The organism is Bacillus sp. VA13 (assembly GCF_055710085.1).
Genome location: NZ_JBVQPP010000002.1, coordinates 174,611 through 190,413, shown reverse-complemented (window position 1 = coordinate 190,413; position 15,803 = coordinate 174,611). Strand labels below are relative to the sequence as shown.

At 42.7% G+C, this 15,803-nt stretch carries 10 protein-coding genes; all 10 read right to left on the bottom strand.

Annotated features, from left to right (window positions below):
- Positions 1 to 16 precede the first annotated feature (16 nt).
- The 10 genes from wapA to AC0C66_RS09135 all read right to left on the bottom strand — a co-directional run bounded on the left by wapA (position 17) and on the right by AC0C66_RS09135 (position 15,761).
- Positions 17 to 7,024: a tRNA nuclease WapA gene (gene wapA, locus AC0C66_RS09180; RefSeq protein WP_472973541.1), complete on the bottom strand. Its 7,008-nt coding sequence runs from the start codon at positions 7,022 to 7,024 to the stop codon at positions 17 to 19.
- Between the two features lie 169 nt (positions 7,025 to 7,193).
- Positions 7,194 to 8,129, bottom strand: a complete 936-nt coding sequence (locus AC0C66_RS09175; RefSeq protein ID WP_088680123.1) for a DMT family transporter — start codon at positions 8,127 to 8,129, stop codon at positions 7,194 to 7,196.
- Positions 8,130 to 8,275: 146 nt separating this feature from the next.
- Positions 8,276 to 8,722, bottom strand: coding sequence for a universal stress protein (locus AC0C66_RS09170; protein WP_461845873.1), 447 nt, complete (start codon positions 8,720 to 8,722; stop codon positions 8,276 to 8,278).
- Between the two features lie 102 nt (positions 8,723 to 8,824).
- Positions 8,825 to 10,234 (bottom strand): aryl-phospho-beta-d-glucosidase, encoded by a 1,410-nt coding sequence (gene bglH / locus AC0C66_RS09165; RefSeq protein ID WP_088680086.1) that lies wholly within the window; start codon positions 10,232 to 10,234, stop codon positions 8,825 to 8,827.
- Between the two features lie 21 nt (positions 10,235 to 10,255).
- Positions 10,256 to 12,094 (bottom strand): PTS beta-glucoside transporter subunit IIABC, encoded by a 1,839-nt coding sequence (bglP, locus tag AC0C66_RS09160; RefSeq protein ID WP_461845872.1) that lies wholly within the window; start codon positions 12,092 to 12,094, stop codon positions 10,256 to 10,258.
- Positions 12,095 to 12,415: 321 nt separating this feature from the next.
- Positions 12,416 to 12,670 carry a hypothetical protein gene (locus AC0C66_RS09155; protein WP_072181655.1) on the bottom strand — a complete coding sequence of 85 codons (255 nt, stop codon included), beginning with the start codon at positions 12,668 to 12,670 and terminating at the stop codon, positions 12,416 to 12,418.
- Positions 12,671 to 13,135: 465 nt separating this feature from the next.
- A complete protein-coding gene (locus AC0C66_RS09150; protein ID WP_041521106.1) occupies positions 13,136 to 13,462 on the bottom strand; it encodes an Imm8 family immunity protein in 327 nt (108 codons plus the stop codon).
- 16 nt (positions 13,463 to 13,478) lie between these two features.
- Entirely contained in the window at positions 13,479 to 15,095 is a 1,617-nt protein-coding gene (locus AC0C66_RS09145) for a ribonuclease YeeF family protein (protein ID WP_461845871.1), read from the bottom strand.
- Positions 15,096 to 15,114: 19 nt separating this feature from the next.
- Positions 15,115 to 15,384, bottom strand: a complete 270-nt coding sequence (locus AC0C66_RS09140) for a YwqI/YxiC family protein (protein WP_072181653.1) — start codon at positions 15,382 to 15,384, stop codon at positions 15,115 to 15,117.
- Positions 15,385 to 15,395: 11 nt separating this feature from the next.
- A complete protein-coding gene (locus AC0C66_RS09135) occupies positions 15,396 to 15,761 on the bottom strand; it encodes a YwqH-like family protein (protein WP_072181652.1) in 366 nt (121 codons plus the stop codon).
- Positions 15,762 to 15,803: the final 42 nt, after the last annotated feature.

The window sequence follows — 15,803 nt, the reverse complement described above, 5'->3', positions numbered from 1 at the left end:
TCCTTTTATTCACTTTTTAATAAGGGTAACTCGTTACAACATACCTTCCAGACTTAACAACCTTTACAGTATAAGTATGCCTACCATTCGTTTTTCTTCCAATAGGCTTTTTAAACTTCTTAAAGTGAACTGTTCTACCATCTTTTTGGACGTATGCCGGTCTAGTTCTTGCTGTTGCCTTAGTTGTTCTTCTTAAAGTTTTAGCACTTCTAAACTTGCTTTTTGGTTGCCCATTTGGCATTCGTGCCTTCGACTTAGGACCATGATCTTTTTTGATATGTTTCCAGTTGAAATTTTTACCTGATTTCGCAAATCTATAAACTCTCTTAGCACCCTTAAATATCTTCCCAGGCCCAAAGTTAGAAGCAGCCGCCCAAGCAGCACCTTTCCATCCTTTACCTGATTTATATGCCTTGTACCCATCATAGGCTGCAAACCCGGCATTTACCACAAGCCAAACCCAATGCCCATCCGGATCAACATTCATCACCGGGTTATTATTTCCATAAGCATACCCATTCTGATCCAATGAATCTCCGTCGCTGCCCGGGTCTGGGTCGAGCGATAGGAACACGCCGTTTCTTGGCTCGTAGTAGCGGGCCATGAGATAGTACAGGCCGGTTTCTTCGTCGTATTGGTAGCCTGCGTAGCGGTAGCGGTTGTCCTTTACTTCTTCGCTTGCTTCGGTTTTTGTTGGATTTCCCCATGCGTCATATTGATACTCGGCAACGGTTTTTCCAGTGCTGTCTGAGATCGCGATGACGTCGCCGTGTGCGTTGTAGTGATAGAAATATTTCTTGCCATTCTCTGTGTAGGATAACAGCTGGCCGCTGTCCCCGTACGTGTACGATTTTGTGACATTGTTGTCCGCGTCTGTTTCATACAAGACGTTCAAACTGTCTCCGTCATAGAAGTAGTTCGTGACGTTTCCGTTGACGGTTTTTTGGATTCTGTTTCCTTTTTCGTCATACTTATATGTTGCGAATGGCTTGTCTTCGCCCTTTTTTGTAACGGCGGTCAGGTTATCTTCTGCATCCCACGTATATGTGAATTTGCCGTCGGATGTACGGTTGCCGTTTTTATCGTAAGAGATGCTTTCATCATTAACTTTTGTCAGCTGGTTCATGATGTTGAAGGAAGCGTTCACCGTTTTGCTTGAACCGTCTTTTACAGTTGTAACGGTTTTCCGGTTCCCGAATCCATCATATGTGTATTCAATGACAGTACCATCTTCATGGATTTCTTTGACAAGCTGATTCAGCTTCCCATACTCATATTGCACCTTGCCGCTTGCTGAACTGTTTATCGTGGTACGGTTTCCGTTGGCATCGTATTCATAGCTTTCTGTCAGAATGCTTCCGCCGTTTTTGTCGCCGATATGCAGCGAGCTTACAAGGTTTCTTTCGTCATAAGAAAAACTTGTTCCGCCACCGTTGCCCGTAATAAAGGTTTGGACGTTGCCATTTTCATCATAATCGAATGAATAGGAAGATGTACTGTCTTTCATCTCAATCATTTGATCCAGTTTGTTATACGTAAATTGATTCGTTCCTTTTTGATCCCCATGGCTCCATGAGAAGGTTTTCAGCTTATCGGAGTCACTAGGATATGTCCAAGTTTGGCTGCCGCCGCGGTCAGTCAATTCGGTTAAACGGTTTTTGTTGTCAAATGTCCGTTTCTTTGTGGTGTTCTGCTCTTTATTGACGACTGACGTTTCATTTCCATTTTTGTCATACGTGAAATTGTACTTTTCTGTACCGTTATATGATTTTGATTTCACCCGGTCTGTTCCATCATAAGAAAGAGACACTTCGTTGCCATTCGGTGAAATGGTTTTGGTCAGGTTGCTGTTGGCATCATATTCGCTTGCTAACACATTGCCGAGAGGGTCAGTTGTTTTGACAAGCTTGCCCATGACATCATATTCGTATTTATAGGTTTGATCTGCTCCCGCCCGGATGGTTTTGCTTACCTCATTGCCTTCCTTATCATAGCTGTGAAGGATAGAAGTGCCGTTGGAGAGCGTCATGTTTGTCAATTGGTCTGCCTGATCATACGTATAGGTTGTTTTTTCACCTTTTGCATCCGTTTCAGCTGTTTTCTTACCAGTTTCATCGTAATCAGTTGAAGTGGCGTAACCTAGTTCGTCCTCTTCCTTGGTCACATAGTTACCATTACTGTCATACGTGCTTTTTGTCAGAAGGCTTCCTTCAATCAGGCGGATATCATCAAACCAGACTGTTCCTGTCGCACTCTTTTGGAACAGAATGCTGATATCGACTTTATTGATCGGCTTTGTTTTTGGTATAACGACAGCTGCCCGGTTCCATTCCTGTGTTCCAGAAGGGAATTTGGCATTGTATACACCTGTGCTGCCGTCCGCGTAAGTGACATTAGCCTGCAGAGAATAGTCTTTTTCATCTGTAAATTTGACGCTGCTGGCTTTCGACATTCCTGTCAGTGTGAGATAAACTGGTTTGTCGTTTGCGCTTTGCCCTAAGACAACGGTTTGTTTTGTTACTGATCCGGCTTGGGACGCACTGGTCCGGGCAGCTTTTAATGATATGTCATCATTAAAGCCTTCCTCAGAATCAACGGAGGCCCCGCTTACATTCCAGTTTTCCGTTGCTGCTGTGAAACTGCTGTTTTGAACTGGGTTATAGCTTGACGAAACTTCGCCTTTTTCCAGCTGGACTTCATCAAACCATGCTTTTCCTTTGCCATCTTTATCTCTATGATCGACTTCCATGTACACAACAGCTTTTCCTGCATTTGCCGGAGTCGTAAAAGTGATTTGCCGTTTTGTCCAGTCATTTTTTCCGGCTAATGCACTGTATTCATTGTGAATCCATTGAATTCGTTTTTGATCTTTGTCTCGCAAATCAATGTTAAAGTAAGCTCTTGATTTCGCTAGATCTGTTTTGATTTTCCCACTTAATGTATAGGTTGTATTCGGCTCCAGCTCAACTGTTTGTGTCGCTGAGGAATATCCGTGATCTGTTCCGGCAGACGTTGATTGGCTCAAGACTTCCAATGCCTTTGATCCGGAAAGAACCCCGCTTTTATCGGCAATCACTGAGATTTTGCCGCTGTCTTTAGATGCAGTCAGATTCCAGCCGGATTTTTGCGCTTCAAAGCTTCCGTCTTTCAAAATATTAGTTGAAGCTGATAAATCTTTACTGGATTGAATCTGGTTTCCATATTTATCATAAACAGCTGCTGAAGATGATTTTCCGCTCTGATCGGTTTCGGATACAGCATCCAGTCCGTCATAAGCAATATCCGTGACATTGCCCTCGGTATCCTTCATCTTTGTGACGTCGTTGTTTTTGTTGTATTCGTATGTCTCAGTTCCATACGCGTCTTTAACGGATGTAACGTTGCCATCTTTGTCATATTGATAGCTTTCCGTTGCTTTTCCGGTTCCGACGTCGTTTGGATCTACATCTTCTACGACATTATTGCCTTCATATTTTGTATTTGTTGTAATTTTTAGCCCTTCCGCATCATCAATAACCTGAATGGGATTTCCCGCTTCATTATAGCCATACTGTACTTTCCGGCCATTTGGCTGTGTCATAAGAAGCGTCTTTTTATCAGCATCATAGCTATAGACATATGTTTCTTTTTTAGCGTTGATCGCTTTTTCGAGACGGTGTCCGCTATACTGATATTCGGTAAAGACAGGCTTTGCTTCGTTGCTGTTGGCTGAATATTGTTTGACAAGACGCCCTTCCGCATCATAGTCAAAGCTTGTGACAGTCCCATCTGTATCCGTGACTTTCTTCAGCAAATCACTCTCATATGAGTAGGTTACTTTCTTATTCTTAGGTCCGGTGATGGAGGTCACATGGCCATTTTCGTCATATGTGAATGTGAGCTTGCGGCCTGATGCGTCTGTAATGGCTGTCAGTTGATTTTTGTCATTGTAAGTATAGACAGTTGCATTGTTGTGGCCATCCACTACCTTTTGGAGTTTGCCGCCTTTTTTATTGAAATAAGCGTTGGTTTGATCCTTTGTTTTTAATATGAACTGATCAGCTGTTTCTGTTAATTCAAGATATACACCGGTCGGCGGCTGATATGTGCCATCGGCTTTTTTCGTAAATCGATGGGTCGTAGCGTCTTCATCGATGTACATTGCCCCGCCATCCGTCGAGATGACAGATGTTTCTGCATCAGCATACCAGCCTTGCCCAAATAAATGATCAGAGGTGTCAAGACTGTTGTAGGTTCTCGATAAGCCAAGTCCCGGTCCGCGTCCGTCAATTGACAGGTCTTCTTCATTCACAATAACATTGCCTGTCGCACCATTTAACTGGCCGCTTGGGATATCAATGATAGACCAGTATTCTTCTGTTCCAAGGAATTCTGCGCCTTCATGGAACGTTGGGTTAAAGGGTGCCGTCGGAATCGTTTCACCATTTGCATTATAGGCGGAAAGCGTGAAAGAATAATTCTTCTTCCCTTTGTAATTCCCATTTGCATTGTTATAGACAGGTGATGGATCGAGTGCCAATTCACGGCCCTTTCCGTCTGTATGCAGCTTATAGCTTCCGGCTTTTATTTCCTCAGGCGTCGGCCAGATGTTTTTATTTTGGGTTGTCCAATGATCCACGTCACCAACATCATAGGACTGATATTCTTTCCCGTTATAGATGTTAACTTTATAGCCTTTCGCATTTTGAACCTTTTCCCATATCAAATTCACATAGCCCGTTTGACTCGATTTTGTGTTTGTATACAAATAGCCAGTTAAATTCTTTGGCTTAGCGATATCAGGAAGTGTCGGATTAGCAGCCGGTGATGCAATGGCTTCGCCGTCTTTGTTATAGGCGATTATTTTAAATGAGTAATTTTTTTTGGCTCCGTCTCCTCCGGCGTTTTTATAAGTTGGGCCAGGATTGATCGGCAGCTCTGCTCCGTTTCCGTCCTTTAGATGAAGAGCATATTTTCCCGCTTTGATTTCTGCACTTGTCGGCCAGATCTTTTTCCCCTTGGTGGTCCAAGATGTCTGATTTCCCAGATCAAGTGTCTCAAAGCCTTTCCCATTGAATACCTGAATTTTATAGCCGGTGGCTCCTGATACAGCTTTCCAAGAAAGATCAAAATATCCTGTGGCATTTCCATTATTATAGCCCTTGGTTGACGGTGCTTGTGCTTTTCCTACATTAGGGATAACGGGCTTTGCCGGTGCGGACATCGCTCCTTCACCTTGGTCAAATATCGCACTGACGCCGATCCAATAGTTTTTGCTTGTGGCATAGCTTCCGCCGGAATTCTTATAGACCGGGGATGGGTCTAGTGCCAATTCGGCTCCGTCCTTGCCGTCCACATGCAGTTTATATCGCTTGGAAGCAATTTCTGCGCTCGTAGGCCAGATCTTTTTTCCTTTAGTGCTCCACGATGTGACGTTGCCTGCAGAGATCGCTTGATACTCTTTACCATTGTAAATCCATACTTTATATCCTTTCGCACCTTCAACCTTTTTCCAGCTGATATCAAAATAACCAGTGGAGTCTCCGTTGTGATACGCTTTAATGGAAGGGGTGTTTCCCTTTGGTATGGTATACGTCACTTCAATATACGGTTTATTGGCGGAGTTCGCTGAAGAAATTAGTTTTTTCCAGTATTCCTTACCGTTTCCGTTTGTATGAAGCTTAAACCCATAGTTGGCCCCGCCGGAGTTCCATGACTTTACAGCAGCGGTCACATCATAACTCGCCCACTGTCCTTTATGGACGTCGGCTTTTCCGATATTTTTAGATGCCGGTTTGGTGTTCCATGTCACTTTTGCATTATCATAATTGCTGTTGACCGTATCCAGCCAAAGACCGGTTGCCTTTGTTCCATAATAGGAATGGGCAACATAAGTTTTTAATGTAGCCTTGGTGACAGTCATATTTTGAATCGGTTTTAGGTTATTAAATTTCATGAACGCATAGTTTGTGCCTGTTGTTTTGTCATAGTATCCCGTTTTCAGCACATAAGACTTTAAATTAGCATCCCATTTTTGTGAGGAGGCCGAATAGTTCGTCGTCGGGTAGGCACTCATGACAAACGTGTCCGATGAAACAGATAAAGATGTTGATGGGTCGATAGATACTGGATATACGCGTTCCGGGTCTTTCAGCCAGTTCTCGTCTGCTGTGAGGTGAAGCAAATACCCTTCTTCATTCTTTTCCAGCTTATAGCTGACTTTGTCTGACCGTTCAACCTCGCCAGAAAGCTCATCTAACTTTGAATCCGTCATAAAAGGTTTAGGCACAGAAAAAACAACTTTTCCTTTTTCATCAGAAAAATCAATGGATCCATCCTCTTGTTCTTTAGCCTGCAAATCGGTTTTTACCTGAAATGTAAATGTGTTGTATCCATCATACTGATGAAGGACTAAATCTTCTTTGATGTTTTCGTTGAATGTGAAAGTCTGAAGATCAATATTCGGAAAAACATCCGGATAAACAATCTCATTACTGTCAGTCTTATAATCTGCTGAGGTATCTTTCGGAGTAAGTGAAGTTTTATTTGGGCCTTTCGCTTCTACAAGTGAATATGTAACCTTATGGTCATTGTGCTCAAAAGTCGCATAAAGCCCGTTCTTCATTTGCTTTTGAAAATCTGAATTCAAAATGGCATTCTCTGTCTCGACTTGTTTGCTTGTCGATTCTTTTAACTCAGGAGAAATGTCTTCCCAGTCAGCATTCGGTGTTTCCTTTGTATGAATAGGATCAAGGTATACTTCCTGTTTATAGACACCGTCTCCTTCATAATAAAGCTTTGTATTTTCTGTTCTTTCTGAGGTGATCTCTCCCTCTTTGTTTATATCTTTCGGATCAAAAGGTACGGCTTCCTCAGTTTGTTCATTCCGAGGAGTTTCTTCTGGATCATCGGCAACAATACGATTTCCAGTCTCTTCTTCTGTGGTTTTTGCCAGTACATCTGCCGGCAATAATGAAATCATTAAAGCCAACACTAAAAATGCTGCAATGAACCTTTTAAAGGTCCGCCTCTTTCTTTTTTTCATTTCCTCTCTCCTTTTGTAATAAAAGTAATATTCACTCAATAATCTTAACTAGACTGAAATATTATTACAATATTTTTCTAGAAAGTTTATCTTATTTTAAGGATTAGCGAGAGTAAATTGACCTAAAACAAAAAAAGGCCGATTAGGCCTTTTTACATTCTTTCTATCATTATTGAATTTGTTCCATATCCTTACCCTCAGCAACCACATCCGCTTTTCTCTGCCTCCTGACAAGCGTCAAAGCCATGCCCGCAAAGATCATCACGATACCTAGTGTTTGATAGAGGTCTGGGCGGAAACCTGTGAAGACGGTATCGAGTACGATCGCAACAGCCGGGTCGAGGAAGACAATGATTGAAATGAATTTCGTTGATAAAAATCGTAAACTGTCAAAAAACAGTAAATACACAATACCCGTATGGATGATACCGGTAGATACCACCATAATCCAGTTTCCTTGAGACAGGTCAGCAAAAGCGCCGAAGTGAATAAATGGAATCAGGATGATAACCCCTAAACCCGTTTGCAAGAAGGTTGTCGTGTAAGGACTGAGGTTTTGAATGCCTTTTCCCAATAAAGTGGTGAACGCATAAAACAGTGCGGCGAGAACGGCCCATATGATCCCTGATCCCATCAGCTGTGTCAATGAAGTGCTGCCGTTAATTCCGGAAATCAGCGCAGTTCCCAGAAAGCAGATGATAATGGAGCTGACGGAGATCACATTTAATTTCTCTCTGTAGATGATGCTCCCCAGAAGAAGAACAAGCACCGGTGCAAGGTGATAAACGGAGATGGCGATCGTGACAGATGTTTCTTCAAAAGACTTAAATAAAAACACCCAGTTGAATACAAGAAAGAAACCGCACGCCAATGTTTGCAGCACTTCTCTCTTGCTCCACTTTTCAGTTTTATACTGGCCGGACGCCAGCCAGCAAAAGCTTAAAAATAGCGTCGCGCAAAGGCAGCGGACAAAGACCAATTCAAATGACGGCAGATTGGCATGCTCCGAGAAAAAGCCGATGGAACCGAAAATCACCATGGAGATGACCATTTTGATTACGGCTGTTGATTTTTGTTTTGACGATATGGAAAGATCCTGTTGCATCAAGCGTAATCTACCTCCAGTACCCATAGCATATTTTTTATAAATTCAGAAATCTACACATGGAATTCCTCTTTTTTACATGCAAATATTATAACACTTCTATTCTAAATAGAAAAAAGCGCCCGAGAGGCGCTTTTTTAACAAATCTATCGAACAATCAAAACCGGGCAAGTTGATAATTGAGACACTTTATGGCTGACGCTTCCTAGCATCATTTCTTTCAGGCCGCTGATGCCCCGGCTGCCGACTACGATCAGGCCGACGCCTTTCTCTTTTGCGGTATTTAGTATCTCATGAGCCGGCTCGCCCTGCGCGTAAAATATTTCAGCTTGAACACCGTTCTCGGCTGCTTTTTCTTTTGCATTCTCAAGGATTTTGAGACCCTCTTTTTTAACCTCGTTCCTGATTTCATCAATAAAATGTTCAGGCACATAGACAATTCCCGTCAGAGAAGAAGTCGTGACGACGGCTTCTCTCCCCACATGAAGAATGCTTAGTTCCACCTGCTGCTCTTTGGCCAAATGCACTGCGGCATCAAGCGCTTTTTCACTCATGTCTGATCCGTCAATCGCAACTAACATTTTGTTAAACATGCTCTTCCCGCCTTTCGGACTGTGGGTGGTTCATCTTTCTCTTTAATTGTCCGCCTGCTTTTAGTTATTGTCAATTGAAGCGCATAAGTTTTCAAAAATTTGTCAGAGACTCTCCCCGTTTGTGGCGATGACCTGCTGATACCAGTTGAAGCTTTTTTTCTTGATGCGGTTTAATGTTCCGTTTCCTTCATTGTCCCGGTCCACATAAATGAAGCCGTAGCGTTTTTTCATTTCCGCAGTAGATGCGCTGACAAGGTCAATTGGCCCCCATGATGTGTATCCGATTAATTCAACGCCGTCCGCAATCGCTTCACGCGCTTCAATTAAATGATCACGCAGATAGTTGATTCTGTAATCGTCCTGGATTGTGCCGTACTCCTCAACTTTGTCGACAGCGCCAAGGCCGTTTTCAACGATAAATAGCGGCTTCTGATAGCGGTCGTATAAGGTGTTGAGCGTGATGCGCAAGCCTTTCGGATCAATTTGCCAACCCCATTCTGATGATTTGAGGTAAGGGTTTTTGACTCCGCCCAGCAGGTTGCCCCCTGATTTTGCAAGATCTTCAGGATCAGTGCTTGCCGCCATTGACATGTAATAGCTGAATCCGATGTAATCTACCGTATGTTCTTTCAAGAGCTCTTCATCGCCTTCAGCCATTTCAATTTCAATATTGTTTTCTGCCAGATAGCGTTTCATATATCCTGGGTACGCACCTCTTGCCTGCACATCTGAGAAGAAAAGTGTTTTGCGCTCATTCTCCATTGCCGCGAAGACATCCTCCGGCTTAGAGGTCATCGGATAGGTTGTCGTTGCCGCTATCATACAGCCGATTTTCGAATCAGGGATGATTTCGTGACCCGCTTTGACGGCAAGAGCACTGGCCACAAACTGGTGGTGTGCCGCCTGATACATTGCGTTTCGTTTGTTTTCTCCTTCTTCAAAGACAAGGCCGCCTCCGGTAAACGGCGCATGGAGCACCACGTTAATTTCATTGAACGTCATCCAATACTTCACTTTGTGTTGATAGCGTTGGAATACAGTTTTGGCATAGCGTTCATAGAACTCTATGACTTTGCGGTTCTTCCAGCCGCCATAATGTTTCACTAAACCGAGCGGCATTTCATAATGAGAGATGGTTACGACAGGCTCAATCTGATGCTTTAACAGTTCATCAAACAGATCATCATAAAATTTGAGGCCTTCTTCATTTGGTTCCTCTTCATCGCCATTTGGAAAAATTCTTGTCCACGCAATCGATGTACGGAACGCTTTAAAACCCATTTCCGCAAACAAGGCGATGTCCTCTTTATAACGGTGGTAAAAATCAATTCCGGTGTGATACAGATTCAAGGAAGTCATTGATTCATCAAATGGAGACATGATGCCGTTCGGCGATACATCAGCTGTCGAAAGCCCCTTACCGCCCTCGTTATAAGCACCCTCCACTTGGTTGGCAGCAACTGCGCCGCCCCATAAAAATCCTTCTGGAAATCGTTTTGCATTTGAACTCATATTGATCACCCCATCAGTTTTTTAAGATAAAGCAAGCACCGCTTCTTTTGTCTGCACTTTGCCGATTTCTTTCACCGGTGAAAACGAATATTGGTCTGTGTTGGTCACGATCACCGGGGTAATGACGTCATATCCCGCGGCTTTGATTTGTTCCAGATCAAAGGACACGAGCGGATCTCCCGGCGCGACCTTGTCGCCTTCTTTGACGTGAGCTGTGAACCATTGTCCCTCGAGTTTCACCGTGTCCAATCCAATGTGTATGAGGATTTCAGCCCCCTGATCACTCGTAATGCCAATTGCATGTTTTGTTTTAAAAATGGTGGTAACGCTTCCATGAACAGGTGAAACAACTTCTCCTTCTTCAGGCTCAATGGCAAATCCTTTTCCCATGATCCCGGCAGAAAACACCCCGTCATTGACTTCGCTTAATGCTTTCACTTCCCCTTTAATCGGGCTGTGAATGATTTCTCCGCTGCTCTCATAGCTTTTTCCTGCAGCCGGCTGCTGGCTGCCGTCAGACGGTACATCCTCGAATCCAAGCAAATACGCAGCTGCTGTTCCTGCCGCGAAAGCAATCACAAGACCGATCATCGCGTAAATAAACGTTGGGCCGATAAAGACAGGGATACTCGGCAGACCCGCATTCCCCCCGACAATATAGGAAGCAACACCCGTCATCCCGTAAAAAGCGCCACCGGCCGCACCGCCAATCAAAGCGGCCGCAAACGGTTTCTTCAAACGCATATTCACGCCGTACATCGCAGGTTCTGTAATTCCCATCAACGCCGTTATGCTTGTGGTAAGCGCGAGTGATTTAAACTTTTTGTTTCTGGAGCGAAGGAAGACGGCAAATGATGCCCCGGCCTGCCCCATATTCGCCAAAAACATAGCCGGCAGTAAATAATCGTGGCCGTTTTGAGCGATGTTGTTGATCATAATCGGCACAAAGGCATAATGCATACCTGTCATAATGATTAAAGAGAACGTTCCCGCCAGCAAAATCATCGCTACCAGCCCTGCATGATCAAATAAATAATTGACCCCAGCAGACAAGTATTCTCCTAAAATAGCGCCAAGCGGACCGACAGTAATCAATGTCAGCGGCACGACAATCAATAATGTGAATGTCGGAACCACAATCAATTTGAGAGACGAGTGTGTAAAACGGTCAATCCACTTTTCCACGTATGAAGCAATCCAAATCGCCAGCAAAATCGGAATGACTGTTGACGAATAAGTGGCAGCGGCTACAGGAAGCCCGATAAAGGAAATCGGTTTCCCCGCACCAAGCAGTGCCGTCAAATCCGGGTGCAAAATCGCCGCCGCAATGGCTGCCGCTACGTACGGATTGCTTCCAAATTTTCTCGCCGCACTCATCGCAAGCAGAAGTGGCAGGAAGTAGAACGCGCCGTCACCGACAGCCGTCAAAATGACATGAACCTGACTGTTCTCAGCCATCCAGCCAAACGTGACCGCTAGCGCAACAAGCCCTTTGATCATCCCCGCTCCCGCAATCGCAGGCAGAATCGGGGTAAACACACCAGAAATCACATCAAAGACCGCACTCAGCACATTCTTTTTCTGAGAGGATGAACCAGCGCTCTTCTCATCACTGAGATTGCTATGCTGCAACATCGCCTGATACACCTTTGGCACATCGTTTCCGATAATGATTTGAACCTGCTCGCCGCTGATGTTGGTGCCCATCACACCCGGCAGCTGCTCCAACTGACTGCGATCCGCCTTTGAGTTGTCATGAAGATTAAAACGCAGCCTCGTCATACAGTGAATCACGCGCTGAACGTTGTCTTCACCGCCTACGAGTTGTAATATGTCTTTCGATAATTTATCATAATCCATGTGTATACCTCCTTTTTATGGGGGGGACTGCTGGATGAAAGGTGGCCGCCTTTCACCAGCTTTTTTTGTATCAAAAAACGCATCACCTCCTAAATGAGAATAAAAAAAACCTAAATGACGCAGATTGCGAGAGTCTCCTCCTGCACCTGCACCATTTAGGTTTTGCCTGCTTTCGCAGTAACAATCCTGACGGGTCGCTGTATTTGTTTGTAGGTATACTTTAGCACTAGATTTAGAGGATGTCAACGCTTTCATTTTTGGTTTTTGAACTACTACTTTACTAGTTACTTTACTATTTAAATAACATTGTTTTTAATTTATCTAGCGCTCTACCACAAGAGGTTTTTGATAGCTATCAACTAGAAAGTTTTCAAAATATGCACGTAAAGCTCCTTTTACAAAAGTTTGTTGTTTTATTTTTTCTATGTTCTCATTATCATTTAAAAATTCGCCTACAAACTTCTTAAAAAGAGTATTTAAATAGTTATGATCTTCTTGATTTACTAAACTCTTTTTTTCTAATACTAAATCAATAACTTTCTCGACCTGTTTTTTAAGCTTTGTTTCGCTACACATCGCTAACTTCTACTCTCTGAAGTTTTATCTCATTACCCAAAACTCGAAAGTATAGTCCACAATCTTCTTTGCTAGTTTCATCAAATTCAGTTTTTAATAAAACCCCTCACTTATCATTTTGAGTTTTTAAAACTCAAGATAGGACTTGCTTTGTCCACCCAAAAGTTATTTTAAAAAACCTTGAAAGGCACTTTGCCAATCAAGGTAAAACAGTTACTACTCTAAAGCTGGATCTACTAGGAAGCAAACCGTAAGGCCCTGAAAACTATTCAATTAAAATATAGTTTGAAGTGAGATATTTATAATCAGGAATATCTTCTAACTTGAAAAACTCTTAGTTATTTTATCTTAAATTATCATATAACATTTGTATTAAGTCCGATATAGATCTCAGTTTCGATATCTTCATATTCTTTTAGTATAACTATAAGCGAATGTGTTTCTATGCCAACAACTCTTTTGGTGTTATCCTTGTAATTTAAAATATTGAGATAAATTATTCACATACTTATCATAGTCATCGTCTTTACATTTATTCATAATAGTCTCTACAGTAGAATTGACAGTTTTTATATTAAAATCTCTCATTATGAAATATCCATGCCCTAATTCAATTTCAGTACTTTCAAGTATCTTATCCAATCTTTTAGGGCTAAGAACGTTAAAAGTAAACAAATCAGAAGCACCTGGTATATCGTGCAATCCTACATCAAGTTCAAATGAAACGTAGAAATCATCAGCGTCTTCACCCCAATTTTCATAATCCTTAGTTAAAGCTTTAATTTCTAACATAATTATATCCCACCTTTTAATCTAAAATATCAACATGTACATTTCTTAATTCTGTTTTTGATCCTACAACCGTAATTTCATTTTCAGTAAAGTTTGCTCTCCACATTTTTTCTTTTGGTTTATATTGCAATCTAAAAGCTCTCATTTTATCTACACTTTTGTACCCTAAAAAATTTCCTGCTTTATCATACATTTTTTCTGCTGCTTCACCAACCCATCCTTTTCCTGCATCTAGTGCATTCTGACGTGTTGAACTACCAAGGGTTGATAAACCTTTGGGTGAATTTTTTATTCCTATAACAGTTTGGGAAGAGCTTAAATTATCTACATATCCGGGATGCCACCACTTACTATTAACGCTACCCTTAGGAGTTTTCTTCTTTACATCTCCCTTTATATCTTTCTCCGCAACATGCTTAGCCACATCTGTGACAACACGTTTCCCGCCTCTGACCGCCAATTTTTTAATAGCGCCCTGAGGACTTACCCACTCAATAAATTCATACTGCGTTCCAGCCAAAAATGAATCCAATGACTTAGCTCCGCCTACTTTATCCTCTGGTATGTAAGAAACTTCTTCTAGCCGCTTTTTCCCTCCAGCGTAGAATTCTCTCACAATTTGGCCGTTTTCATATACAAAATATTTGCCGCCGACGTAGTCGATGCTTGCAGTATCACGAGTTAGTTCGTCAATCACTTCTATCGTATCTATCTTTTTTAATCCTTTATGATTATATAGTTTATCATTTATCACCCGTATGTCTCCATAGACTTTCGGATGGGCTGCTGCTTCTTTCTGTAATACAGTTAAGTTACTATCATCAGCATGAATCTCACGCTCGATCTTCTGTTGTTTGCCATCCTTCATCACGGTATCAACGTTGGACTGCTTATGTTTCTCCAGCTTCTTCAACATCAACTCCATCGGTGAATCATCCGCCTGCTTCATTTGCGAGTTTATGCCGCCGAAGGTTTGGTTGATCTTTTCTTCTTCCTGTGATTTCAAAATCGAGCCGCTTTTGTACCCTGTAATTTCAATTTTCGGCCCTGTGTACATCGTTTCGAGCTGATCGATATACTTTTTCATCGTTTGAAAATCTGATTTTGCGGTTTCTAGTGCTTGGGTTTGCTGGCCGTCAAATTGAAAGAGCTTGTTCAGGGTGTCCGAAATCAGTCGCTCAGCCTGTTCTGTTTCCATTCGGAAAAAGGTATCATTGACTGTCGGCAGGCTGACGATGTGGTCGATGGCTGATGTCTGGCGATTGACTGCGTCAGTGAGCTGCTCTGTCACTTCTCGTGCATGCTTGACCCCGTGTCTCGCATCGTGTGAGAGAAAAGCCTCTGCGATCATGCCATGGGAGTCAGATTCTACAGAGGAAATCGCATGCTGTGTTTGTTTCAGCACTTTTTTATATTCGTCGATAAACATGCCAAAGAAAAGGAGAAAAGGCTTGTGGCACTCCTCGTAAAAAGTCCGGATCGCATCTCCGCCTTTTCCTTTTAACGCATCCTTCATGCCTGCCAGATGCTCAACGCTTTTTTCCAGCTTCTCCAGCTGCTGTTTTTGCTTGTCGAGTTTCTCAATCGTATGCTGAATGCCCTCGTGAAGAGCGTGGACATCTAATGTTTTCAATCCCTTGTCCTCCCGCGCTTTATTTCATGGAAGATGATATGTTTTCATCCGTTTCCTTCATAGCATTTACCGCGCTTTCCGTTTGTGCGATATGCTTGGCCAGAACGGAGGCATATGCTTCAGTGAGCTCTTTGATGTCCTCATTTAATTGCTCGATGGACTTTACAACATTCAAATGGTTTCTGCCTGAGAGATGGCCGGGCAAGGAGGATTTGAGTTCAGCTGAATTCTTGAGCTGAGAAAGCCCTTGCTTCACTGTGCCATAGATCATTTTAATTTCCTGTGCCATTTGTGCTCACCTCACTTTTTATGTTTGTCCTTCTCTATTTCATGCTCTATCCTCGTAATTTGGCGTCTTATGGAATAGACATCGCCCTCTAATGAGTGGATTTTCCCTTCGATGCTTTCGATAATTCCACTGACCTGTTCGCTTTTAATTTGATGATATGCTTTGTTCATTCCTTCACGAATATCTTCAAACCGCTCAGCATGTGTTCCTCTCCATGCATCCGGGGTGAGATGAGGCCGGTGAATGAGATGCTGGGCCTCAGAAAAATCGTGTTTGATTTGCCTGATTTCGTGCAGCACTCGTTTTAACTGATGGATCTGTTCCTGCTTTTTATGTAAGTCGGCTTTTACCGAATGTAACAACATTTCACTATGCATGCCGCAACACCTCATGTTTCTATCAAACTGTGTCAATTCTTT